The organism is Halomonas sp. 113 (assembly GCF_904067645.1).
Lineage (GTDB): Bacteria > Pseudomonadota > Gammaproteobacteria > Pseudomonadales > Halomonadaceae > Vreelandella > Vreelandella titanicae.
Genome location: NZ_LR881453.1, coordinates 706,322 through 729,888 on the forward strand (window position 1 = coordinate 706,322; position 23,567 = coordinate 729,888).

The 23,567-nt window shown below is 56.7% G+C and carries 22 protein-coding genes and 3 tRNA genes; 21 read left to right on the forward strand and 4 right to left on the reverse strand.

Translation table 11 applies throughout. The features are described 5' to 3' along the window. Positions 1-101 precede the first annotated feature (101 nt). The gene (gene mutS, locus YERSI8AC_RS03485) at positions 102-2,663 is read right to left on the reverse strand and encodes a DNA mismatch repair protein MutS (protein WP_027957360.1); all 2,562 of its coding nucleotides are present in this window, start codon (positions 2,661-2,663) and stop codon (positions 102-104) included. Between the two features lie 83 nt (positions 2,664-2,746). On the opposite strand from mutS, the gene YERSI8AC_RS03490 reads away from it, so the two are divergent. The 9 genes from YERSI8AC_RS03490 to YERSI8AC_RS03530 all read left to right on the forward strand — a co-directional run bounded on the left by YERSI8AC_RS03490 (position 2,747) and on the right by YERSI8AC_RS03530 (position 10,113). Beyond that, positions 2,747-3,286, forward strand: a complete 540-nt coding sequence (locus YERSI8AC_RS03490) for a CinA family protein (RefSeq protein WP_035538996.1) — start codon at positions 2,747-2,749, stop codon at positions 3,284-3,286. Between the two features lie 129 nt (positions 3,287-3,415). Next, on the forward strand, positions 3,416-4,489 hold the full coding sequence (gene recA, locus YERSI8AC_RS03495; RefSeq protein ID WP_009286780.1) for a recombinase RecA: 1,074 nt from the start codon (positions 3,416-3,418) through the stop codon (positions 4,487-4,489). A gap of 24 nt (positions 4,490-4,513) precedes the next feature. Then, a complete protein-coding gene (locus tag YERSI8AC_RS03500; protein WP_022519966.1) occupies positions 4,514-4,978 on the forward strand; it encodes a regulatory protein RecX in 465 nt (154 codons plus the stop codon). Between the two features lie 214 nt (positions 4,979-5,192). Continuing rightward, on the forward strand, positions 5,193-7,802 hold the full coding sequence (gene alaS / locus YERSI8AC_RS03505; protein WP_159176094.1) for an alanine--tRNA ligase: 2,610 nt from the start codon (positions 5,193-5,195) through the stop codon (positions 7,800-7,802). 99 nt (positions 7,803-7,901) lie between these two features. After that, a complete protein-coding gene (locus tag YERSI8AC_RS03510) occupies positions 7,902-9,152 on the forward strand; it encodes an aspartate kinase (protein WP_009286781.1) in 1,251 nt (416 codons plus the stop codon). A gap of 194 nt (positions 9,153-9,346) precedes the next feature. Further along, positions 9,347-9,535: a carbon storage regulator CsrA gene (gene csrA, locus YERSI8AC_RS03515; protein ID WP_007111501.1), complete on the forward strand. Its 189-nt coding sequence runs from the start codon at positions 9,347-9,349 to the stop codon at positions 9,533-9,535. 133 nt (positions 9,536-9,668) lie between these two features. Continuing rightward, positions 9,669-9,761, forward strand: a tRNA-Ser gene (locus YERSI8AC_RS03520). A gap of 56 nt (positions 9,762-9,817) precedes the next feature. Further along, positions 9,818-9,894 (forward strand) — tRNA-Arg (locus tag YERSI8AC_RS03525). Between the two features lie 142 nt (positions 9,895-10,036). Then, positions 10,037-10,113: transfer RNA gene (locus tag YERSI8AC_RS03530), tRNA-Arg, on the forward strand. A gap of 173 nt (positions 10,114-10,286) precedes the next feature. Here the strand turns inward: YERSI8AC_RS03530 and YERSI8AC_RS03535 are convergent. Continuing rightward, positions 10,287-11,282 (reverse strand): tRNA dihydrouridine synthase, encoded by a 996-nt coding sequence (locus YERSI8AC_RS03535; protein WP_223828023.1) that lies wholly within the window; start codon positions 11,280-11,282, stop codon positions 10,287-10,289. A 159-nt stretch (positions 11,283-11,441) separates the two neighbouring features. Between YERSI8AC_RS03535 and YERSI8AC_RS03540 the strand changes: the two genes are divergently transcribed. The 3 genes from YERSI8AC_RS03540 to YERSI8AC_RS03550 all read left to right on the forward strand — a co-directional run bounded on the left by YERSI8AC_RS03540 (position 11,442) and on the right by YERSI8AC_RS03550 (position 14,938). Then, complete coding sequence (locus tag YERSI8AC_RS03540) at positions 11,442-11,699, forward strand: OadG family protein (protein WP_022519963.1); 258 nt, start codon at positions 11,442-11,444, stop codon at positions 11,697-11,699. Between the two features lie 91 nt (positions 11,700-11,790). After that, positions 11,791-13,605 carry a sodium-extruding oxaloacetate decarboxylase subunit alpha gene (gene oadA, locus YERSI8AC_RS03545; RefSeq protein WP_159176095.1) on the forward strand — a complete coding sequence of 605 codons (1,815 nt, stop codon included), beginning with the start codon at positions 11,791-11,793 and terminating at the stop codon, positions 13,603-13,605. 10 nt (positions 13,606-13,615) lie between these two features. Then, positions 13,616-14,938 carry a sodium ion-translocating decarboxylase subunit beta gene (locus tag YERSI8AC_RS03550; RefSeq protein WP_022519961.1) on the forward strand — a complete coding sequence of 441 codons (1,323 nt, stop codon included), beginning with the start codon at positions 13,616-13,618 and terminating at the stop codon, positions 14,936-14,938. A gap of 230 nt (positions 14,939-15,168) precedes the next feature. On the opposite strand, the gene YERSI8AC_RS03555 is transcribed toward YERSI8AC_RS03550, so the two are convergent. Both YERSI8AC_RS03555 and YERSI8AC_RS03560 read right to left on the reverse strand, forming a co-directional pair. After that, positions 15,169-15,795: an IMPACT family protein gene (locus YERSI8AC_RS03555; RefSeq protein ID WP_159176096.1), complete on the reverse strand. Its 627-nt coding sequence runs from the start codon at positions 15,793-15,795 to the stop codon at positions 15,169-15,171. Continuing rightward, positions 15,795-16,175, reverse strand: a complete 381-nt coding sequence (locus tag YERSI8AC_RS03560) for a LexA family protein (RefSeq protein WP_022519959.1) — start codon at positions 16,173-16,175, stop codon at positions 15,795-15,797. The genes YERSI8AC_RS03555 and YERSI8AC_RS03560 overlap by 1 nt, the downstream gene beginning before the upstream one ends. Positions 16,176-16,372: 197 nt before the next feature. Here YERSI8AC_RS03560 and ccmA point away from each other — a divergent pair, with 197 nt between their 5' ends. The 9 genes from ccmA (at position 16,373) to ccmI (ending at position 23,560) form a co-directional block, all read left to right on the forward strand. Then, positions 16,373-16,993 (forward strand): cytochrome c biogenesis heme-transporting ATPase CcmA, encoded by a 621-nt coding sequence (gene ccmA / locus YERSI8AC_RS03565; protein ID WP_159176097.1) that lies wholly within the window; start codon positions 16,373-16,375, stop codon positions 16,991-16,993. Between the two features lie 113 nt (positions 16,994-17,106). Further along, complete coding sequence (gene ccmB, locus YERSI8AC_RS03570; protein ID WP_223828158.1) at positions 17,107-17,775, forward strand: heme exporter protein CcmB; 669 nt, start codon at positions 17,107-17,109, stop codon at positions 17,773-17,775. Positions 17,776-17,789: 14 nt separating this feature from the next. Continuing rightward, entirely contained in the window at positions 17,790-18,557 is a 768-nt protein-coding gene (locus YERSI8AC_RS03575) for a heme ABC transporter permease (RefSeq protein WP_009286787.1), read from the forward strand. Next, positions 18,557-18,748, forward strand: a complete 192-nt coding sequence (gene ccmD, locus YERSI8AC_RS03580) for a heme exporter protein CcmD (protein ID WP_022519956.1) — start codon at positions 18,557-18,559, stop codon at positions 18,746-18,748. Before YERSI8AC_RS03575 ends, ccmD begins: the two co-directional genes overlap by 1 nt. Beyond that, positions 18,745-19,254, forward strand: a complete 510-nt coding sequence (gene ccmE, locus YERSI8AC_RS03585) for a cytochrome c maturation protein CcmE (protein WP_022519955.1) — start codon at positions 18,745-18,747, stop codon at positions 19,252-19,254. Before ccmD ends, ccmE begins: the two co-directional genes overlap by 4 nt. A gap of 52 nt (positions 19,255-19,306) precedes the next feature. After that, positions 19,307-21,340, forward strand: coding sequence for a heme lyase CcmF/NrfE family subunit (locus YERSI8AC_RS03590; protein WP_022519954.1), 2,034 nt, complete (start codon positions 19,307-19,309; stop codon positions 21,338-21,340). Next, complete coding sequence (locus YERSI8AC_RS03595; RefSeq protein WP_159176098.1) at positions 21,337-21,864, forward strand: DsbE family thiol:disulfide interchange protein; 528 nt, start codon at positions 21,337-21,339, stop codon at positions 21,862-21,864. Before YERSI8AC_RS03590 ends, YERSI8AC_RS03595 begins: the two co-directional genes overlap by 4 nt. Then, positions 21,855-22,325 carry a cytochrome c-type biogenesis protein gene (locus tag YERSI8AC_RS03600; protein ID WP_039858734.1) on the forward strand — a complete coding sequence of 157 codons (471 nt, stop codon included), beginning with the start codon at positions 21,855-21,857 and terminating at the stop codon, positions 22,323-22,325. Before YERSI8AC_RS03595 ends, YERSI8AC_RS03600 begins: the two co-directional genes overlap by 10 nt. Continuing rightward, the gene (gene ccmI, locus YERSI8AC_RS03605; RefSeq protein ID WP_159176099.1) at positions 22,322-23,560 is read left to right on the forward strand and encodes a c-type cytochrome biogenesis protein CcmI; all 1,239 of its coding nucleotides are present in this window, start codon (positions 22,322-22,324) and stop codon (positions 23,558-23,560) included. The genes YERSI8AC_RS03600 and ccmI overlap by 4 nt, the downstream gene beginning before the upstream one ends. The last annotated feature ends 7 nt before the right edge of the window (positions 23,561-23,567 follow it).

A 23,567-nucleotide genomic window follows, 5' to 3' on the forward strand; every position in this document is an offset into this window, starting at 1 on the left:
ATAAATCAGCCGTTTTTTATAAGCTAAAAGTTTGAACGACATTCTAGAGGTGCGCATACCTGGCGGCAAGCGCCATATGGCTTTCCCTCCTGTAAGCACCATTAGATCAGGTCTCGCCACTGATACAATAGTGATAGCGCTTCCCGCGGTGTTAAACCATCCATATCGACGTTTTCCAACGCCTCGACCACCGGATGCGGTGCAGCGGCGAACAGATCGTTTTGCTGCGGTGCGGTTCGCGGCGCCTGCGCTGTGTTATCCACATCGCGCTGCTCCAAACTTATCAGCTTCTCGCGGGCACGTTTAATCACATGGTTGGGCACGCCCGCTAATTGCGCCACCTGCAAACCATAGCTCTGGCTGGCCGGGCCCGCTTCGATGCGGTGCATAAACACAATGCTGTCGCCATGCTCGGTCGCCGTTAGGTGGATATTGGCCACCCCTTCCATATGCTCAGGCAGCGCCGTCATTTCAAAGTAGTGGGTCGCAAACAGCGTTAGCGCGCGTCCTTTTGCCAGATGTTCAGCGCTTGCCCAGGCGAGCGACAGACCGTCAAAGGTACTGGTGCCGCGGCCAATTTCATCCATCAGGATCAAGCTTTGCTGGGTGGCATTGTGGAGAATGTTGGCAGTTTCAGTCATCTCGACCATAAAGGTAGAGCGCCCGCCGGCCAAGTCATCCGATGAGCCAATGCGGGTGAATATTCGATCCAGCGGGCCGATCTCGGCGGCATCGGCGGGCACAAAACTGCCGCAGTGAGCGAGAAGGGCGATGAGCGCCGTCTGACGCATATAGGTCGATTTACCGCCCATGTTGGGGCCGGTAATAATCAGCATGTGCTGGTCAGGATTGAGCGTCACGTCGTTGGGCACAAAGGGTGTCTCGCTCACCTGCTCGACCACCGGATGTCGTCCCGCGTCAATTTGAATCCCGGTGGTTTCGCTGAGTGTTGGACGCACCCAGTTCAGCGCCTCGGCGCGCTCGGCAAAGGCGCACAGTACGTCCAGTTCCGCCAAGGCTTGCGAGGTGCTCTGCAGCGCGTGAAGGCTTGCGTTGAGATCGCCAAGCAGGCGATCGTAGAGCCATTTTTCACGCGTCAACGCGCGAGATTTAGCGGAGAGTGCCTTATCTTCAAACTCTTTGAGCTCGGGGATAATGAACCGCTCGGCATTTTTAAGTGTCTGGCGGCGAATATAGTCGGCGGGCGCCTGCTGGGCTTGTGAACGCGGTAGTTCGATAAAGTAGCCGTGCACCCGGTTGTAGCCCACTTTGAGATTGGCTAGCCCCGTGCGCTCGCGCTCGCGAAGCTCGAGCTGAATAAGATAGTCGCCCGCGTTTTCGGCCATGCCACGGTGCTCATCCAGCTCTGAATCAAAGCCATCGGCAATCACCCCGCCATCGCGGATCACCACCGGCGGATTTTCTACCAGCGCCCGGCTGAGCATATCGGCCATTTCTGGGTAGGGGCGAATATGCGGGCGCAGGTTATCCAGCGCACTGCCGCTCTCAACCTCGCTAAGCTGTTGCTCCAGTTCCGGAAGCGTTACCAGTGCATCCCGCAGCCGTGCCAAATCGCGCGGGCGGGCGCTATACAGCGCCACCCGGGCCAGAATGCGCTCCACGTCGCCCACCGCGCTCAACGTCTCGCGCAGCGGCATATAGGCGGCATCCAGGCTTAGCAGCGCCACACCCGCATGACGGGCCTGGACAATCTCGCGTTGACGCAGTGGCCGATTAAGCCAGCGTTTGAGTAGCCGTGAACCCATGGCGGTGGTACAGGTATCCAGCACGCTGGCCAGGGTGTTGTCGCTGCTGCCGCCCAGGTTGATATCAATTTCCAGATTACGGCGGCTGGCAGCGTCGATCACCACCGCGTCGTCGCGGTTCTCAACGCTGATGGCGGTCACGTGGGGCAGGCGCGAGCGCTGAGTGTCCCGGGCATAATCGATCAATACCCCGGCAGCAATTAGCGCAGAGGTTAAGTGCGCACAGCCAAAGCCACGTAAATCCTGCACTTCGAACTGGTCGCAGAGGCTACGGGTAGCGCTTTCCAAATCAAACAGCCACTCGCCCTGGCGGCGCAGGCTGCGTTTCTGCGACCAGGCCTCGGGTAGCGTTAAGCTTTCGGGTACCAGCAGCTCGGCCGGGGAGAGACGCGTCAGCTCGGCGAGCATTTCGGCTTCGCTGTCTACTTCCAGTACGTTGAAGCGACCACTGGAGAGCTCCAGCCAGGCAAGGCCCCAGCTCTCTTTTCCGGGAGAAACGGACACCAGGACGTTGTCGCGGCGGGCATCGAGCAGCGCTTCATCGTGGAGTGTGCCAGGGGTGACGATACGCACCACTTGGCGCTCAACGGGCCCTTTGCTGGTCGCGGGGTCGCCAATTTGCTCACAAATAGCGACCGACTCGCCGCCAGCGACGAGGCGGGCCAGATAGCCCTCAGCGCTGTGATAGGGGACGCCCGCCATCGGGATAGGCTTGCCGCCTGACTGCCCACGCTGGGTAAGGGTAATATCCAGCAGTGCGGCGGCGCGCTTGGCGTCGTCGAAAAACAGTTCATAAAAATCCCCCATGCGGTAGAACAGCAGTACCTCGGGGTGCTCGCGCTTGATCTTTAAATATTGCGTGATCATGGGCGTGTTAGGGGGAATGGCCTGTGACATGGGCGTCCTGATTGAGCAATTTCTTTGAGAAAGCTAAACGCAGTATTCTACGCTGAATAGACGACTCACTTGAAGGAGCGACCATAGTGCCCAGCGAAACTAGCCTGAAAAATCTTGATTTAACCCTGTTAGCTCAGCGGCTGGGGCGGCTGTGTAAGCAGTTGAATGTGGAAGTGACCGCCGCTGAGTCATGTACGGGGGGAGGCATTGCCAGCGCCATTACCGAGGTGGCGGGTAGCTCTGCTTACTTTACGACGGGCTATGTGACCTATGCGAATGCTGCTAAAACGCGCTTATTGGGGGTGCCTGAGACCACGCTGGCCGAGCACGGTGCTGTCAGCAAGGAGGTCGTCAAAGCCATGGTGCTGGGCGCCTGTAATGAAAGTGGCGCGGGCTTAGCTGTTGCCGTTAGCGGTGTTGCAGGCCCAGAGGGGGGGAGCGCTGAAAAGCCGGTGGGTACGGTTTGGTTGGCCTGGGGAGATGCTGCTGCCCAGGAAGCTGAATGCTTTCACTTTCCAGGTGACCGTCAGTCGGTGCGAGAGCAGGCCGTGCGTCAGGCCTTGGTTGGGCTGGTGGCGCGCCTGAATGAGCGCGAGAAGGCGAGCAAGACGAACCAGCCGTAAGAAAAAGGCGCATATGCAAAAAGGCTGTTGATAAAATAGATGAGAGAAAGCGCGATCAAGGATTTGTTTACGGCGCAATCTTTGGCATACTACTGGCTAATTATACAGCTTGTTATGAGGAATCTCTGAATGGCTCAGGATGACAACCGCACTAAAGCGCTAAACGCTGCACTCACCCAAATCGACCGTCAGTTCGGCAAGGGCACCGTCATGCGTCTAGGCGACGCACCGCGTGTCGTCATGCCGTCGGTTTCCACCGGTTCATTGGGTCTGGATATCGCCCTCGGCATCGGCGGGCTGCCGTTTGGCCGTGTGTGCGAAATCTTTGGCCCGGAATCGTCGGGTAAAACGACCCTGACCCTTTCGGTGATTGCTCAGGCGCAAAAACAGGGCAAAGTGTGTGCCTTCGTCGATGCCGAGCATGCGCTTGACCCCAGCTACGCAGAAAAGCTAGGCGTCAACCTGGATGATCTACTGATTTCCCAGCCGGACACCGGTGAGCAGGCGCTGGAAATTACCGACATGCTGGTACGCTCTGGCGGTGTTGACGTGATTGTTATCGACTCGGTCGCTGCGTTGACCCCGCGCGCTGAAATCGAAGGCGAAATGGGTGATTCCCACGTTGGCCTACAGGCGCGTTTGATGTCTCAGGCACTGCGTAAAATCACCGGTAATATCAAAAACGCCAATTGCTTGGTGATCTTCATCAACCAGATCCGCATGAAGATCGGCGTCATGTTCGGTAGCCCCGAAACCACCACTGGTGGTAACGCGCTGAAGTTCTATGCCAGCGTGCGTCTGGATATTCGTCGTACCGGCTCGGTGAAAGTGGGTGATGAAGTCACCGGTAACGAAACCCGCGTGAAAGTAGTCAAAAACAAGGTAGCACCGCCATTCCGTCAGGCTGAATTCCAGATTCTTTACGGCAAGGGTATCTACCACGCCGGTGAGGTCATCGACCTGGGCGTGCAGTGCAACCTAGTCGACAAAGCCGGTGCCTGGTACAGCTATAAAGGTAAGAAAATCGGTCAAGGTAAAGCCAATTCAGCGCTGTATCTGGAAGAGCACCCGGAAATTATGCTCGAAATCGAAACGCAGATTCGTGAGCAGCTCTTGGCCAAGCCCGATCCTAAAAAGGAGAAGGAAGATGCACCTGCCGAAGCAGCGGCAGAATTGGATGCGGGTGATGACGATCTGCTTTAAGACGACTCTCGCTAAGATAAGCTGATGGCATTCACCTCCCAGCGTGATGCTACGCCCCGTGATATCGCCATTGGTTTACTGGCTCGGCGCGAATACTCCCGCGCCGAGCTTGCTCAGCGTCTGAAGAAAAAGTCTTTCGACGATGCCGCTATTGATGAGTGCCTGGACGCCTTGGTTGAACAAGGGCTGCAGTCTGACGCGCGCTTTGCGGCCAGTTTCGTGCGCTCGCGCATACTGCGTGGCCAAGGCGTGATTCGTATTAAAGGCGAGTTGCGCCAGCGCGGCATAGACCAGGAAACCCTTGCCACCGCTTTTGAAGAAGTGGAGGGGGGCGAGCAGGTCGACTGGTTTGAGCTAGCCCGGGAAACCCTGGCGCGGCGTTTTGATAGCCCTGGTGAGACCCCCAAAGAGCGCGCTAGGCGTGAACGTTTTCTCGCCAGTCGCGGCTTCGATTTTGAACAAATTCGCTACGCGCTCTCCTGTCTGTAATACGTTTTCCCCAGCCTATACAATACCCCCTCTTACATTTCTAGTAGCGCTCTAATACGCTTGTTCATCCAGTTGTTTACGTGGCTGTTTGCCTTTCTGCCACTAAGTGCGGCTTTAGTCGTTTGACAACTGCGCTATAATGGCTGCTTTGCGACCCCTGAGGGTAGCGGCAACAGCGCCCTGGGACATCACGCTTTCTTGTTACGGATACCCTATGAAAAGCGCAGAGATTAGACAGGCCTTTCTCACCTTCTTCGAAGAGCAGGGGCATACGATTGTACCCACCAGCTCATTAGTGCCGGGCAACGACCCGACGCTGCTGTTTACCAATGCCGGCATGGTGCCGTTTAAAGATGTGTTTCTAGGCCGCGATCCGCGCCCTTACGTGCGCGCCACCTCTGCGCAGCGCTGCGTTCGCGCGGGCGGTAAGCATAATGATTTAGACAACGTCGGCTATACCGCACGCCACCACACCTTCTTTGAGATGCTGGGTAACTTCAGCTTTGGCGACTACTTTAAGCGCGACGCCATTCGCTTTGCCTGGGTGTTTTTAACCGAAACGCTGGGACTCCCCAAAGACAAGCTGTGGGTAACGGTACACATCAGCGATGACGAAGCTGAGCGCATCTGGAAAGATGAGATTGGCATCGACCCTGAGCGCTTCTCCAAGCTGGATGAAGATAACTTCTGGCAGATGGGCGACACCGGCCCCTGCGGCCCCAGTTCGGAAATCTTCTTTGATCACGGCCCTGAGGTTTGGGGTGGCCCGCCGGGCAGCCCGGAAGAGGATGGCGATCGCTATATCGAAATCTGGAACCTGGTGTTCATGCAGTTTGATCGCGATGCCCAGGGCACGCTCAACCCGCTGCCCAAGCCCTCCATCGATACCGGTATGGGGCTGGAGCGTGTCGCCGCTGTCATGCAGGGCGTCCACTCCAACTATGAGATCGACCTGTTCCAGAACCTGCTGCAAGCCGCTGCGAAAGCGACCGGGCACCCTGATACCGCTACGCCTTCGTTGCGCGTAATTGCCGACCATATCCGTTCCTGTGCCTTCCTGATTGCCGATGGCGTGCTGCCTTCCAACGAAGGGCGCGGCTATGTCCTGCGTCGGATCATTCGCCGTGCAATTCGTCACGGCCACAAGCTGGGCGCGGTTGAGCCGTTCTTCCACAAGCTGGTGGAGGCGCTGGATGCGGAGATGGGCGATGCCTATCCGGAACTGCGTGAAGCGAGCGATCAAATTGCCCGTGTACTGCTGAAAGAAGAAGAGCAGTTCGCACGCACCCTGGATCACGGTATGGGGCTCTTGAATGCGGCACTGGCCGAGTTGGATGGCAAGGTGCTGCCGGGTGAGACGGTGTTTAAGCTTTATGACACCTACGGCTTTCCCTTCGACCTTACCGCCGACGTCTGTCGTGAGCGTGGCGTTAGCCTGGACGAAGATGGCTTTCAGCAGGCGTTAGAGGCCCAGCGTGAACGCGCACGGGCGGCCAGCCAATTTGGCGCCGACTACAGCGCCTCCATCGAGTTGGAGGGCGAAACTGCCTTTACCGGCTACGACCGCTTGGAAGATCAGGCCAAGGTAACCGCGCTGGTCGACAGCGAGGGCAATCCACTGGCAGCGCTGGAAGCGGGGCAGAAGGGTGTCGTGGTACTAGACCGCACGCCGTTTTACGGCGAGTCAGGCGGCCAGGTGGGCGATACCGGCTACCTGTATGTCGACGGTGGCCGTTTCCAGGTCACTGATACCCAAAAGCAGAGCGGTCATCATCTTCACCAGGGCATGATGGTAGAAGGCTCGCTAAGCGTTGGCGCAAGCGTGCGTGGTGAAGTGGATGCCAGCCTGCGCACAGCCACCATTCGCAATCACTCAGCCACCCACCTGCTGCATAAAGCGCTGCGCATGGTGCTGGGTGATCACGTACAGCAGAAAGGCTCGCTGGTGAACGCCGAGCGCCTGCGCTTCGACTTTAGCCACTTCGAGCCGGTGACCGCCGAGCAACTGGCGGAAGTCGAACGGCTGGTCAATGAGCAGATTCTGGCTAATGCGCCGACCAAGATCGAGCAGATGAGCCTGGACCAAGCCAAGGCCAAGGGCGCAGCAGCGCTGTTTGAGGCCAAATACGCCGAGAACGTGCGCGTGCTGACCATTGGTGCCGACGATTTCTCGATCGAGTTATGCGGTGGTACCCACGTGGCACGCAGCGGTGATATTGGCTGCTGCCATGTGATGAGCGAAGTGGGCATTGCTTCTGGTGTGCGCCGCATCGAAGCGATCACCGGCGAAAATGCGCTGGCTCACTTCCGCGAGCAGGAAGCCCGCCTCGAGCGATTGGGTGAGCGCTTGAAGACCAAGCCTGAACAGGTCGAAGCGCGGGTAGAATCACTGGTTGAGCGCAACCGTAGCCTGGAAAAAGAGCTTGAGCAGCTCAAGGCCAAATTAGCCAGTGCAGCGGGTAGCGATATGCTCAGCCAGGTGCAGGAGGTCAATGGCGTGAAGCTGCTGGCGACGCAGCTGGATGGCGTATCAGGCAAAGATTTACGCGGCATCCTTGACCAGCTTAAGAACAAGCTAAGCTCTGGAGTGATTATCCTCGGCGTTGCCGACCAGGCGGCGGGCAAAGTGAGTTTGATCGCTGGGGTCACCCAGGATCTGACCGGCCGAGTGAAAGCCGGCGAGCTGGTGAACCATGTTGCCTCCCAGGTAGGAGGGAAGGGCGGTGGCCGCCCCGACATGGCCCAAGCGGGAGGTAGTCAACCCGACGCCCTGCCGGATGCGTTGAAGAGCGTACCAGCATGGTTGGAAAACGTTCTTAGCTAAACCTCTGGGCCGGTGGCATTATTGTCACCGGCCTTATTATTTATTTAAAACTTGTGACACTTTCACCCTCCATTCCCGAACGCATAGGAAAAACGGCATATGGCACTATACGTACAGAAGTTCGGCGGCACTTCGGTGGGCTCTGTCGAGCGTATCAAGGCCGTAGCGGAAAAGGTTAAGGGCTTCCGCGATCAAGGCCATCAGGTAGTGGTCGTGGTCTCCGCCATGAGTGGCGAAACCAACCGCCTGACGGACATGGCACAGGCGCTTAACGACGATCCCGCACCGCGCGAGATGGATATGCTGCTGTCGACCGGCGAGCAGGTAACTATTTCACTGCTCGCTATGGCGCTGCAGCAAATCGGTGTGCCAGCCACTTCGCACACAGGCGCCCAGGTAGGTATTCATACCGATAGTGCCTATACCAAGGCGCGTATCCAGCGCATTGAAACCGAAGACCTCAAGGCCGATCTGGACGCTGGTCAGGTAGTGGTTGTGGCCGGGTTCCAAGGGGTCGATGAAGACGGCAATATCACCACCCTGGGCCGTGGTGGTTCTGACACCACAGGGGTGGCGCTAGCCGCCGCGCTAGGCGCCGATGAGTGCCAGATTTACACCGATGTTGACGGGGTATACACCACCGACCCCCGCGTCTGCTCCAAAGCCCAGCGCTTAACGAGCATTACCGTGGAAGAGATGCTGGAACTGGCCAGTCTCGGCTCTAAAGTGCTGCAGATCCGCGCGGTAGAGTTTGCCGGAAAGTACAACGTACCCCTGCGGGTGCTGTCGAGCTTTGAAGACGGCCCCGGTACCCTAATTGTTGCAGAAGCCGACCAAGACGAGGACGCTATGGAAGAACCACTGATCTCCGGTATCGCTTTCACCAAAAATGAAGCAAAATTAACCCTGCTGAATACACCGGACGTGCCGGGTGTGGCGTCACGCATTCTAGGCCCCATTGCCGATGCCAATATCGAAGTGGACATGATCGTGCAGAACGTGGCGCCGGCCGGAGACTATACCGACTTTACCTTTACGGTTGCTAAGGGCGATTACAAAGCCACTAAGAAGCTGCTTGAAGAGACGGTGATTCCTGATTTGGGCGGCGGTGAGCTGCGTGGCGACGACAATATTGCTAAGGTCTCTTTAGTGGGTGTAGGTATGCGTTCTCACGCCGGTGTGGCGTCGAAAATGTTCCGTGTGCTAGCCGACGAAAACGTCAATATCCGTATGGTCTCCACCTCTGAGATTAAAATCTCGGTCGTGATTGATGAGAAGCATATGGAGCTTGCTGTTAATGCATTACACAAAGCTTTTGGTTTAGATAAGGCAGATATCGAATCTGAATAACATTAATACCTTAAACCTTCTACGCTGAAGGGGTACTTACTGCCGTGTGGTGGTGAGCTTTCTTTCAACGGGAGGTATAAGGTGTCATGGAGCCGGAGTCATTGGTGACAGGGAACACTATGTCGCATAATGGCATGGTGTTGCCTCCGGCTGACATATCCCGTTGCATAAAACGTCTGAAAAGGAGATCAGCCATGCTCATCCTAACTCGCCGTGTTGGCGAAACGCTGATGATCGGTGATGAAATCACCGTCACCGTGCTAGGTGTGAAAGGCAATCAAGTACGTATCGGCGTAAATGCGCCTAAAGATGTGGCAGTTCACCGTGAAGAGATTTACCAGCGTATTCAGCGTGAACGAAACAGTGAAAATGAAGTGGAATAAGCCTTGCGAGCTCGCATGATGAAACGATGCTTAAAGCGTAAGCTTATATGTAAGATATGGCCGGTGCGAAAAAAATCCGTAGAAGACTAGACACAAGAAGACTAAATCGGTAATATTCGCGCCGTGCCGTTGAGGAGAGGTGGCCGAGTGGCTGAAGGCGCTCCCCTGCTAAGGGAGTATAGGGTTTATAGCCCTATCGAGGGTTCGAATCCCTCTCTCTCCGCCAATCGCATGGCCAGTAAGTGCTTTTACTTTGTTAAAAAGTGCATGGTCACAAGGTATGCGCCCGTAGCTCAGCTGGATAGAGTACCTGACTACGAATCAGGGGGTCGGAGGTTCGAATCCTCCCGGGCGCGCCACCTTTTTATGCTGACTGCATTTATGGTTAATCGTATTTGAGATTAGCTGTATTTAAAGTTAGTTGTACCAGAGGCTAATTGCATTAATCAGTATTTGTAATAGTCTTGGTCGCAGTAAAAGTAAACGTTAGTAAAACGTTACGCGCCCGTAGCTCAGCTGGATAGAGTACCTGACTACGAATCAGGGGGTCGGAGGTTCGAATCCTCCCGGGCGCGCCAGATTCCAAAACCCGCTCTCTTATTGAGAGCGGGTTTTCTGTTTCCAGTCTGACCGCCAGTTTCTAGCCTGACCGGAAGTCGCTCGCGCCCCGGTCTTGCGATCGTTTGTAGCGCCCCCGCTTTGCGGTAGGGCGCTTTTTTTTGCCTGTTAAAGGGGTGGTGCGAAAGAAGGGCTAAGCCATTGCAGCTTGCTGTTCGTCGACAACAAGGCTGTCGAGCAGTTGGTCTAACTCGGTGATGCGCTTTACGCGCTGAAAATTCTGTTCAGCTTCACTGCTGCCTTGGCGCATTTGGGCAAGCCACTGCTTTACCAGAGAGACCACGACGCGGTCGGGTAGCTTTTGACGCTGTAGAGCGGCGTATTCTTTGAGCACGTTGGCGCGCATCGCCCAGCTACTCTCAGGTAGCCGCTCGCCGGTTTGCAGCCAGTGGCGAATGCGTGGCGCCAGCCAAGGATCGGCCAGGGCGCTCCGTCCCAGCATCACGTCGCGACACCCTGACAGGGTGCGGGCTTTCCAGTAATCTTCCAGTGTCCAGATATCGCCGTTGGCGACCACGGGGATGCTCACTTGGCGGCGAATTTTGCCGATCCACTCCCAGTGTGCCGGTGGGCGGTAGCCCTCGTCTCGGGTGCGTGCATGAACGACCAGCTGTGCTGCTCCGCCCGCTTCGGTGGCTTGGGCGCAGGCCACCGCTAAACGGCGATTAGCGAAGCCCAGGCGAATCTTGGCGGTTACCGGGATTTCCCCCTCTAAAGCGTCGTGAACGGCTTTAACCGCCTTATAGACGCGATCAGGCTGGCGTAACAGCGAGGCGCCGCCATCGTGCCGGTTAACCAGTTTGGCAGGGCAGCCGAAATTAAGATCGACGCTCACCGCGCCCAGGCTAAGCGCCTGGCGCGCGTTAGCCGCCAGGGCGACTGGGTCAGAGCCCAGTAACTGTAAATGCACGGGAATGCCGCTTGGTGTGGCCACAGGCGGTTGCGCAAGCTCGGGGCAGTGTTTATAAAACACTCTTGGCGGCAGGCGCGCATCGACCACACGTACAAACTCGGTGACCGTCCAGTCGAACCCGGCATGCCGGGTCAGCAGATCACGAGTCAGGGCGTCGATTACCCCTTCCATCGGGGCTAGGCCGATTCTGCCGTTTTGTAGTAAATTAACAACCATGACTTCCACTATCGCGCCATTGCATTCTATTCTGAGTGTGGCAGGTTAGTGCATTCCCCTTACTGCGCCAAGCGCCTTTCACCGTATTGGCGTCATGATGTGCGTAAAAATGGTACTTGAGCTGTGCTTCAAGACACCGGGCTTCAAGGAGATCGCTTTATGCAGGATCTAGAACTATTGCAAGAAGGGCTGGCGTTGATGGCGCTCGGTATGGGCGTAGTGTTTGTTTTTCTTACTGTTTTGGTCATTAGCGTTACGCTGATGTCGAAGCTTGTTGGGCGTTTTCAGCCCGCCCCTGTGGCTGTTAATACGGGCAATAAATCGTCGCCATCTTCGGGTTCCTCTGCGCAAAATGACGAGGTCATGGCGGTGATCAGTGCTGCAGTGCATCGTTATCGCTCAAGCCGGCGTCGTTAACTTTCTCGATTTTTTTCATTTTGGCCCTCTTGTGGCTATTTTTTTGTTATTTTTACTACAAACTTACAACTCTCTACTGTGAGCCATGACAATGAACGAAATAAAACGCCCTCTAGGCATTACTGATGTCGTGCTGCGCGATGCCCATCAATCGCTATTCGCTACACGTATGCGGCTGGACGATATGCTACCGATCGCCGAAAAACTGGATCGCGTTGGCTATTGGTCGCTGGAAACCTGGGGTGGGGCCACTTATGACGCCTGTATCCGCTATTTGGGCGAAGATCCGTGGGAGCGCATTCGTGCATTAAAAGAGGCTATGCCCAATACGCCTCAGGCCATGTTGCTACGTGGTCAGAACCTGCTGGGCTACCGCCACTACGCCGATGACGTTGTCGATAAGTTTGTCGAGCGGGCGAAAACCAACGGCGTTGATGTCTTCCGTGTTTTCGATGCCATGAATGACCCGCGCAATTTAGAGCGCGCCATTCAGGCGGTGCGTAACGTCGAAGGTCACGCCCAGGGCACCATCTCTTACACCGTGAGCCCGGTACATACCCTGGATAGCTGGGTTGATCTCGCCAAAACCATTGCTGGCTTAGGCGCAGATTCATTGGCTATCAAGGATATGGCGGGGCTACTGACGCCCTATACGGCATTCGATCTGGTCACCCGGCTCAAGAAAGAGTTATCGATTCCGGTGCATTTACATTGCCACGCCACCACCGGCCTCTCTACGTCGACTATTTTGAAAGCGGTAGAAGCGGGCATCGATAACGTCGACACCTCGATCTCGTCCATGTCGATGACCTATGGTCACAGCCCCACAGAGTCAGTGGTGGCAATGCTGAAAGACACCGGCCGCGATACCGGTCTGGATCTTGAGCTGCTAGAAGATATTGCCGGTTACTTCCGCGAAGTACGCAAGAAGTACGCCGCCTTTGAAGGCTCGCTGCGCGGCATTGATTCGCGCATCCTGATTGCTCAGGTGCCCGGCGGTATGCTGACCAACATGGAAGGCCAGCTCAAAGAGCAGGGCGCGGGCGATAAGCTGGACGACGTGCTCAGCGAGATTCCCCGCGTGCGCGAAGATCTGGGCTTTATTCCGCTGGTGACGCCCACCTCGCAAATCGTCGGCACCCAGGCGGTCATGAACGTGATGATGGGCGAGCGCTACAAGTCGATCTCCAAGGAGGTTCAGGCGCTGCTCAAAGGTGAATATGGTGCTGCCCCAGCACCCTTCAACGCCGAATTGCAAAAGCGCGTCTTGGAAGGCGGTGAGCCGATTACCTGTCGCCCGGCGGATAACCTCTCACCGGAAATGGATAGGCTAGCTGCCGAGCTGAAAGAGAATGCCAGCGCTGAAGGCATTCGCTTGGCCGAAGGCAAGCGCGAAGTAGATGATGTTCTGACCTACGCGCTGTTCCCGCAGATCGGCTTGAAGTTCCTTAAAAACCGCGACAATCCCGACGCCTTTGAACCTGCCCCCCAGGCAACTGACGCAAGTGCTGAAAAGACACCCGCCAAGGTGGAAAGCAAAGAGCCGGTGGCTAGCAGTGGCCCGGAAACCTATACCGTTAAGCTCAACGGTAAAGCCTTCGTGGTGGAAGTGTCTGAAGGTGGTGAACTGGGCGAAGTGCAGGAGCAAACGGCGGCCAGCACTGGCGCCCCCAAAGAGGAAGTGTCTGCACCCACTGGTGAGAGCATTGATGCGCCGCTGGCCGGCAATATCTTCAAGGTTAATGTCCGCCCTGGCGATAAAGTCGCTGAAGGGGATGTGGTGATCATTCTTGAAGCGATGAAAATGGAAACCGAAGTGCGTGCCAGTATCGCAGGCACTGTGTCTAAGGTTAACGTCAGCGAGGGCGACAGCGTAGCCGTAGGCGATGCGCTGATCGAGCTCTAAGGGCCCAGTAATGGATAAATTAGTAACGTTATGGGAAGGCTCTGGGCTATATAACCTTGAGCTTGGCCAAGCCGTCATGATCATGGTGGGGCTACTGCTGCTTTACCTGGCCATTTATAAGAAGTTTGAGCCGCTGCTGCTGGTGCCGATTGGCTTTGGCGGCATTCTGGCCAATATTCCCGAAGCAGGGTTGGCGATTTCAGCGCTAGACCAAGCGATCGAGGTGGCGAAACCCGCAGTGCTACAGCAGATAGCGGCAGCGCTGGGCGCGACGCTGGATCCGTTAGCGAATGCGGAAGCCTGGCGTGAATCGTTAAAAGTGATAGCCCACGATGGCGTCGCACCGGATCAGGTGCGTGCCGCACGTGATATCGCCGTGGGCGTCGGCTATAGCGATGGCATGCTTTACAACTTCTATAAAGTAGCAATTGGTTCAGGTATCGCCCCGCTGATTATCTTTATGGGTGTGGGCGCCATGACCGACTTCGGTCCGCTGCTGGCCAATCCGCGCACGCTGTTTTTAGGTGCGGCCGCTCAGTTTGGCATTTTTGCCACTTTGTTTGGTGCCGTGGCGCTCACCTCGATGGGCATCATGGATTTCTCGCTCAATCAGGCCGCCGCCATTGGTATTATTGGCGGGGCGGATGGCCCGACCTCCATCTACGTCTCCAGCGTGCTGGCGCCGGAGCTGCTGGGTGCTATCGCGGTGGCTGCCTACGCCTATATGGCGTTGGTACCGCTGATACAGCCGCCCATCATGCGTCTGCTGACCACCGATAAAGAGCGTCAAATCAAGATGACCCAGTTGCGGCCGGTCTCCAAGCTGGAAAAAATCATCTTCCCGCTTATGCTGCTGATTCTGGTCGCGCTGTTTCTGCCCGATGCGGCACCGCTACTCGGTATGTTCTGCTTCGGTAATCTGATGCGTGAGTGTGGCGTAGTCGAGCGCTTGTCGGATACCGCGCAAAACGCCTTGATCAATATCGTCACGATTATCCTGGGACTGTCGGTAGGCTCCAAACTGATGGCCGAGAGTTTCCTGGCATTTGAGACGCTGGGGATATTAGGTCTGGGTATTGTCGCCTTTGGTATCGGCACGGCCGCTGGGGTATTGATGGCCAAGCTGATGAACCTGGTGAGCAAAATGCCCATCAACCCATTGATCGGTGCCGCGGGCGTTTCCGCCGTGCCTATGGCAGCGCGGGTGGCGAATAAGGTGGGGCTGGAGTCCAACCCACATAACTTCCTGCTGATGCATGCCATGGGCCCCAACGTGGCGGGTGTTATTGGGTCGGCAGTCGCGGCCGGGGTAATGATTAAATACCTGGGTTAACTAGTCCTCTGCCATCAACGACATAGGGGTGTCATTGCGAACGCAGTGAAGCAATCTGGGGTTGGTTCTCAGGGTAGGCTTGAGATTGCTTCGTCGCAGGCTCCTCGCAATGGCCGGTGAGTGTCATCGCGAGCGAAGCGCGGCGATCTCGGTTTGTTTGCCACCGCAGAACGAGATTGCCGCGTCGCAAGCTCCTCGCAATGACATATGGGGCCCTTTCATCTGCTGCGTTATGCCTTTGGTGCAGAGAGAACCTCAATAGCACTCTTCAAGCGGTTTTCTAGCGGGGCAAGGTCAAGCGGGTAGTCTCGTGGCCAGCCAATGGTCAGGCGAACGCCATCACCATCGTAGTCGGCTTGCTCAATAGGGATGTCGTGCTCTTCGCACCAGGCGCGGGCAACCGCTTCATTGGCAAAAGTAAGGCGCAGGGTGTAGGTGTCGCGCTCAACCACTTCCCGGGTAGCGAGTGTCTCAAGGGCATGGCTAACCGCCTGAGCGTAGGCGCGGGCTAAGCCACCGGTGCCGAGCTTTGTACCGCCAAAATAACGAATGACCACACAGCCAATCTGGCCCAGTTGGCTCCCCTGGAGAACCTGATACATGGGGCGGCCAGCGGTGCCGCCAGGCTCGCCATCATCGGAAAAGCCAATCAGATTTTGCTCGCCGGGTGGCCCGGCAATGTAGGCAGTGCAGTGGTGGCTGGCATTAGGATGCGCGGTTTTCGCCGCATTCAGCAGAGTAGTGAATGCGTTGATATCGGGAGCGTGGCAGATCCAGGTGATAAATTGGCTCTTTTCTACTTCAATGTCAGCCGTGTGCCATGACCCTGTGGGTAACTCGGGAACCCGATAGCGCATTAATGCTCCGTAAAGGTAGTCTCACTTTTCACACCCATTACCATGCCGAGTACCTGAATATCCCGGTTGTGCAAAAATAGCGCTGGCTGCAAAGTATCTTCTGGCCATAGCTCTACGCCAAAGCGGCTGATAGAGAGCTGCCTCAAGGCGATCGTTTGCTGGTTTATTTCGGCAACGGCAGTTTCTGTCTGGGTATCGTGTTGATAGCGCCGGATAATAATGACATCGCCATCGAACAAGTTGCAATCACACAGTGCATTGCCACGCACTTTGAGTGCATAGGTATTGCGTCGGGTAATGCTAGGCGCCATTGCGTAAGGGCGCGGTGTCGGTTGTCTACGGCCAAACGTAACGGTAGGTGCTGCCATCGATAGGGTCATCAAAGAATCTCCATTGCATGTTCTTTCATACAGTGGTTTTCATTGTAGACCTGTTTTTGCATACAGTGCCAGAGATAATTGCTCTCACGACATATTGATGAAGATCACGCTGCGACCCAGCGCCGCATTGTGTGAGTGGCGAGAAAGGGGCTTTACGTGTAGAGTTCGACGCGAAATCAATATGCCAGGAGAGACGCTTGAGCCTGTGTCTACAAGCCCGACAGCTTGCCTGTGAACGCGATGACCGCTGGCTGTTTCAAGGGTTGGATCTGGAGGTTCGCAGCGGTGAAATAGTGCGAATTGAAGGGCCCAATGGTAGTGGTAAAACCAGCCTTCTGAAAATTCTCTCCGGCCAGCTCAGTGACTACCAGGGCGAACTGTTCTGGAATGGCGCTGCGATGAACGAGACACGCGAACATTTTCTCGCGAATCTGCTCTATTTAGGACACGCACCAGGCATTAAATCAGGGCTTTCACCGTTAGAAAATTTAGCCTGGTACCAGGCCTTAAGCGGGGAAAGCGGTAATGAAGAGCAGCGCCTGGAAGCTCTTGAACGGGTTGGGTTGGCAGGCTTTGAAGATGTGCCCGCAGGGCAACTCTCAGCAGGGCAACAGCGCCGTGTGGCTCTGGCGCGCTTAACGTTAACGCCGCGCGCCCTATGGGTACTGGATGAGCCTTTTACCGCGATTGATCGCCACGGCGTCGCTGATCTAGAAAGACAGCTGGTTGCCCACGCTCAGGCGGGGGGCTGTGTGTTAGTAACGACACACCACGAGTTAACCGCTTCACCGTTGCTCAGACGGATATCCCTAGGGTAAAGGAGAAAGGGTTGCACAGCTCTTTACATGGCGCTTCAAATAGCTCTTCACAAAGCTCGGAGACCACCCAACAGGTTTCAGCAGTGCCACTGCGTGAGCATAATGGTGGGTTAATGACCGCAGTGAAGGCCACGCTCGTGCGTGACTTAACGCTATTGCTGAGACGTCGTGGCGAAGTGCTCAATCCACTGGTGTTTTTTGCCCTGGTGATCACGCTGTTCCCGATCGCTATTTCGCCCGACCCTGAGCTGTTAGCGGTGATTGCTCCAGGTTTGCTGTGGGTCGCAGCTTTGTTAGCCGCGCTGCTTTCATTAGACAGCCTGTTTCGCAGCGATTATGACGACGGTAGTCTGGAGCAACTGCTATTGGCGCCGCAGCCGTTAGTCGCGCTAAGTTTGGCCAAAGTGGCCGTGCATTGGCTGCTGACAGGCCTACCGTTGGCGCTGATGGCGCCGATATTGGGTATTATGCTGGCGCTGCCGGCGGGCAGCTACGCCGTGCTGGCGCTGTCGCTTGCCCTGGGTACGGCAAGCTTGAGTTTGATTGGCGCCATCGGTGCGGCGTTAACCGTTGGCTTGGCACGGGGTGGAGTGCTGCTCTCGCTACTGGTGCTGCCGTTGTATATCCCGGTGCTCATTTTTGGCGCAGGCGCGGTGCAGGCGGCCATTTTTGGAGAGGGTGTCTCCGCACACCTGGCTATCCTGGGCGCGCTGCTCGCCGCCTCACTCATGTTGGCGCCGTGGGCGATTGCCGCATCGCTGCGTATCAGTATTAACGGTTAAGGACAGGACACGCTATGTGGGCCTTTATACATAAGCTGGGATCACCCAAGTGGTTCTACGGCATTAGTGCCAAATTACAGCCCTGGTTTTGGGCCGCGGCGGCGCTGTTGATCGTCACTGGCTCGCTGTGGGGGTTGGCGTTTGCGCCAGCGGATTACCAGCAGGGTAATAGCTTCCGAATTATTTACGTCCATGTGCCGGCGGCCTTTTTGGCTCAGTCTATCTTCATTGCCATGGCGGTTTCCGGCCTGGTGTTTATGGTCTGGAAAATTAAAGTCGCCGATATGGCAGCGGCGGTGATGGCGCCTCTTGGCGCAGCTATGACCTTTGTCGCGCTGTTTTCCGGTGCCGTATGGGGTGTGCCCACTTGGGGAACCTGGTGGATGTGGGATGCACGGCTAACGTCAATGCTGATCTTGCTGTTTTTGTACTTGGGCGTAATTGCTCTGCGTGGGGCTTTTACCAGCCGCGATAGCGCCTCACGGGCAGCCTCGGTGCTGGCCATGGTGGGGGTGATCAATATTCCCATCATCAAATACTCGGTGGACTGGTGGTACACCCTGCACCAGCCCGCTTCATTTACGCTGACCTCGCGCCCGGCCATGCCTACTGAAATGTGGCTGCCTCTGGTCATTATGGTGCTGGGTTTCTACTGCTTTTTCATTGCCTTAACGCTGATGCGCACACGCAGTGAAATTTTGCGCCGCGAAGCTAACAAGCGCTGGGTACAGGAATTGGTGACCGGCCAAGTGGTGAAAGTACCGGCAGAGGAGGCTCGCTAATGGCGTTTGACTCATTTTCCGAATTTCTCGCCATGGGTGGTCACGCGCCTTATGTGTGGTCTGCCTGGGGCGTGACAGCGCTACTGCTGCTCGCCACCGTATGGCATGCGCGTGCTGAACAGCGCCAATTGATCAAAGGCTTGAAACGCCGTGCAAGACGCGCAAACAGCGCAAGGGGAAACGCCCAATGACGCCTAAACGTAAACAGAAACTCTTTATTATCCTGGGCCTTGTGTCGCTGGCCGCGATTGCCGTGGGGCTGACCCTGTACGCGCTGCGCGCTAACATCAATCTGTTTTTCAGCCCGGTACAGATCGCCCAGGGCGACGCGCCCATGGAGCGGCAGATTCGCGCCGGTGGCATGGTAAAAGAGGGTTCTGTATCCCGTGACCCTGAGAGCCTGGACGTCGAGTTTGTCGTCACCGATTACGTTGATGACCTGGAGGTCTACTACAGCGGCATCCTGCCCGACTTGTTCCGCGAAGGCCAAGGCGTGGTGGTGATCGGAGAGCTTCAGGCCGATGGTCGTTTGTACGCCGATAAAGTGCTTGCGCGCCACGATGAGAACTATATGCCCCCTGAAGTCGCCCAGGCACTTGAAGAGGCGGGCTATTCGCCAGCCGACTACCAGGCCAAAGCCGCGGAAGTGGGTAAACGCCTGGACGAAGAAGGCGTACCCCAAGCAAGCGAATACTAAGACCCACCGTTTAACCGCCTTGCCTTACCGCCAGTGCTGGTTCGGAGCGCACATGTTTATCAAAATGATTCCTGAAATTGGCCACTTTGCCCTCATTATCGCGCTGCTGATGGCGGCGGTGCAGGCCGTGATGCCGCTGGCCGGTGCCGCCACCCGGCGCCCGCTGTGGATGGCCTATGGTCAGCCCATGGCGGTGGGGCAGTTTGTGTTTATTGCCATTGCCTACGCCTGTTTGACCGCCAGCTATATGCTGGACGATTTTAGCGTGGCGAACGTGGCCAACAACTCCAACTCGCTGCTGCCCTGGTACTACAAGTTCAGCGCGGTGTGGGGCAACCATGAAGGGTCGGTGCTGCTGTGGAGCTTTATGCTCGCGGGCTGGGGGTGTGCGGCCAGCCTGTTTACCGGCAACCTGCCGCGGGATATGGTCGCGCGAGTAATGGGCGTGATGGGTATGGTTTGCGTCGGCTTCTTACTGTTTATTCTGATGACATCGAACCCCTTCGAGCGGCTACTGCCCGGTATGCCCCAGGATGGCGCCGACCTTAACCCGCTGTTGCAAGACTTCGGGCTAGTAGTGCATCCGCCGATGCTCTACATGGGCTATGTGGGCTTTTCCGTGGTCTTTGCATTTGCCATTGCAGCACTGATGGGCGGTCGTTTAGACGCGGCCTGGACGCGCTGGGCAAGGCCCTGGACGAATCTGGCCTGGGCATTCCTGACCGTGGGTATCGCGTTAGGCAGTTGGTGGGCCTATTACGAGCTTGGCTGGGGTGGCTGGTGGTTCTGGGATCCGGTCGAAAACGCTTCACTGCTGCCCTGGCTGACGGGAACCGCACTGGTTCACTCACTCGCGGTCACCGAGAAGCGCGGCTCGTTTAAAAGCTGGACCGTGCTGCTGGCGATCTCGACCTTCTCGCTGTCGCTAATGGGCACTTTCCTGGTGCGCTCTGGGGTGCTGACCTCGGTGCATGCGTTCGCTAACGACCCGGCCCGCGGTTTCTTTATCCTGATGCTGCTGGCCATTACGGTAACGCTGTCGCTGCTGGTGTTTGCCCTGCGCGCTCCGCGGGTAAGTCATAAGGTGGGGTTTAACTGGCTCTCCCGGGATGCGCTGCTGCTGGTTAATAATATCTTTCTGGTGATTATGACCGTCACCGTGCTACTGGGTACCGTCTATCCGCTGATTCTGGATTCTCTGGGGCTGGGGAAAATCAGCGTGGGCCCGCCTTACTTTAATACCCTGTTTGTGCCGCTTACCGTGTTGATGTGTATCTTTATGGGGCTTGGCTCGGTAACGCGCTGGAAGAGCATGGCGGCACGGGATCTGATTCGTAAACTGTGGTTAGCCGGTGTGGCCGCATTGGTGATCGGCATATTAATGCCGCTGCTGTACCGTGGCGAGTGGAACCTGTTTGTCTCCCTGGGCATTGTCTCTGCCCTCTGGATTGTGCTGCCGATGGTGCGCGATGTATTCGATAAAACCCGCCACGCCAGTTCGTTTTTGGCCGGTGTTCGTAAGCTCTCCCTGGCTTATTGGGGCATGGTGCTGGGGCACGTAGGTGTTGCGGTCACTATCGTCGGCGTGACGGTAGTGTCCAACTACAACATTGAGCGCAACGTGCGCATGTCGCCGGGCACCACGGTCGAAGTCGCGGGCTATCAGTTCACCATGACCGAGTTAACCGAGCGTCGTGGCGCTAACTTCCTGGCGGACACCTCGATTCTACAAGTGCAGCGCGGCGACTCAGGCAGCAGCTTTACCATGCGGCCCGAAAAGCGTCTCTACCTGGCCACCGGTATGCCGATGACGCAAGTGGCCCTGCGCCCAGGGCTGTTCCGCGACCTCTATGTCGCCATGGGTGAGAACCTGGGCGATGGCAGTTGGGCAATGCGGGTGCAGTATAAGCCGTTCGTCCGTTGGCTCTGGCTGGGCGCACTGCTAATGGCGTTTGGCGGTGTATTGGCGGTGCTCGACAAGCGCTACCGCCGTACCGCATCCACCCGTGAAGCGCCCAAAGTGGCTAGCCAGGATGATAGTACTCAGAACAGTACTCAAAATGGCGCACGGGAGGCCACGGCATGAAGCGACGGCTACTGCTATTACTGTTGCCGGTGTGTTTTTTAGCCCTGGCGCTGTTCTTTTACCAAGGCCTCTCGCTGGACCCCTCCCAGCGGGATTCAGCGCTGATGGCGCGGGAGTTCCCGACCTTTGAAGCCAGCACGCTGCGTGATGAGAATCGCTGCGTTGACCAAACGCTGTTAAAGGGTGAGGTGACGTTGGTGAATGTGTGGGGCGAGTGGTGTCCGGCCTGTAAGCAGGAGATGCCGCAACTGCTGGAACTGGCTGATAACGACATTCGCATGGTCGGGGTCAACTACCGCGATACCCGCGAGAAAGGCATGCAGTTTCTCAGCGAATTTGGCGATCCGTTTGAAGTTAATATTTTTGATCCGGAAGGCGAGCTAGGGTTTGATCTTGGCGTCTACGGCGCCCCGGAGACATTCCTGGTCGATGCCGACGGGGTCATTCGCTATCACCATAAAGGCTACGTATCACCGCAAGACGTGCGCGAGCGAATTCTTCCGGAGGTGGAAAAATGGCGCTAATGCGAACCATGGCAGCGCTACTACTGCTGGTCATAGCGTTTGGTGCAGCGGCAGGTGGTATCGAACTGCGCGAATTTGACGACCCGGTCATGGAGAAGCGCTATCACGATTTAACCGCCTCCATGCGCTGCCCACTGTGTGAAAACCAAGCCATAAACGATTCCGATGCACCCATTTCGGCAGATATGCGTGAGCGGGTTTATCAACTGTTGCAAGACGGGCAGTCGGATATCGAAATTATCAACCATATGGTGCAGCGGTTTGGTGAATATATTCTCTACAACCCGCGTTTAGAGAGCCGTACCTACCTGCTTTGGGGCTTGCCCATCGCCCTGGTGTTGCTAGGTGCGATGGTGGTTGTGCTGATGATTCGCGCCCGCCGTAACGCCTCTGCTAAAGCGTTGAGCGCCGAAGAACGCCAGCGCATAGACGCGCTGACTAACCGTAAGGGGTCTTCATGACGCTGCTCTGGATAGCCATTGCCATTCTACTGCTCCCCGCGCTGTGGCTGCTGGTTTCGCCGCTAAGAAACGCGCGTGCCCTGCATGACCAGCAGCGCGATTTTGAAGCCAACGACACCTCCGCTGAGCAGAACGTGGCGATTTTCAAGCGCCGCTTGGCGTCACTGGAAGCGGCTCTTGAACGCGGCGACATAGATGCCGCACGCTTTGAGGAAGACCGGCTGGAACTCGAGCGCAGCCTGCTGGAAGACACTGCTTTTCGCGAGCGTCGGCCGCTAAAGGCTGCCAGCGCCGGCCGTATTGTCGTGCCTGTGGTGATGCTCGCTGTGGTCGCTGTTAGCGTTATTTGGTATCAGCAAAAGGGCGCTGAGGGCGACCTGGTGCTACTGGCCGTGCAGCAAGAAGTGCAGAACGACCCTGATGGATCGCTTGCCATGTATATCGAGCGCATGGAGGAGCAGGCCGAACGCCAGCCGGATAACCCTAATGTGTGGAGCGAGCTGTTTCCGCTCTACCGTGAAACCGGACAAATGCCCAAGGCCGTGGACGCCCTGGAGCGCCTGATCGAGATTGAAGGGCGCATTCCACCGCTGCTTGCTCAGTTGGCGCAAATTCGTTTCTTTATGGCTGAGCGCGAGCTTACCGACGAAGTACAAGCGTTGGTTGACGAGACGTTGGAGCAGGATCCCCGCCAGCCCACCGTGCTGGGCTTGCTGGGCATTAATGCCTTCGACAACGGCGATTACGAGCAGGCTATTGACCACTGGCGCCGGGCGATTGCCAATATCGAGGATCCCAACACTGTGTCCTCGCTACGCGACGGCATTCGCGTGGCTCAGGAGCGATTGGGTATTGAACCCGAAGAGGCCGTCGCCGAGGGCACCGGCATTCGTGTGCGTGTCTCGCTGGATGAGGAGCTCGTCGGGCGTGTGGATGGCGATGCCAGCGTCTTTATCACCGCCCGCGATATTGAGGGCGAGTTACCGCCCCTGGCCGTGGTGCGGGCACAAGTATCCGAGCTGCCCATGACCGTGACGCTAGATAACAGTGCCGCGATGTCTCCCCAGGCGCAAATCTCCCAGGTACAGGAAGCCCGTTTAGTGGTGCGTGTTTCTCCCTCTGGCCAAGCAGCACCTCAGCCTGGGGATCTGTTCGGCGACCTTGAGAGCGTCAGCATCGGGCCGATTGCAGATGACGAAGCGGCCGAAGTGGTGATTAACCGTGTCTTTGAATAATCGCAAC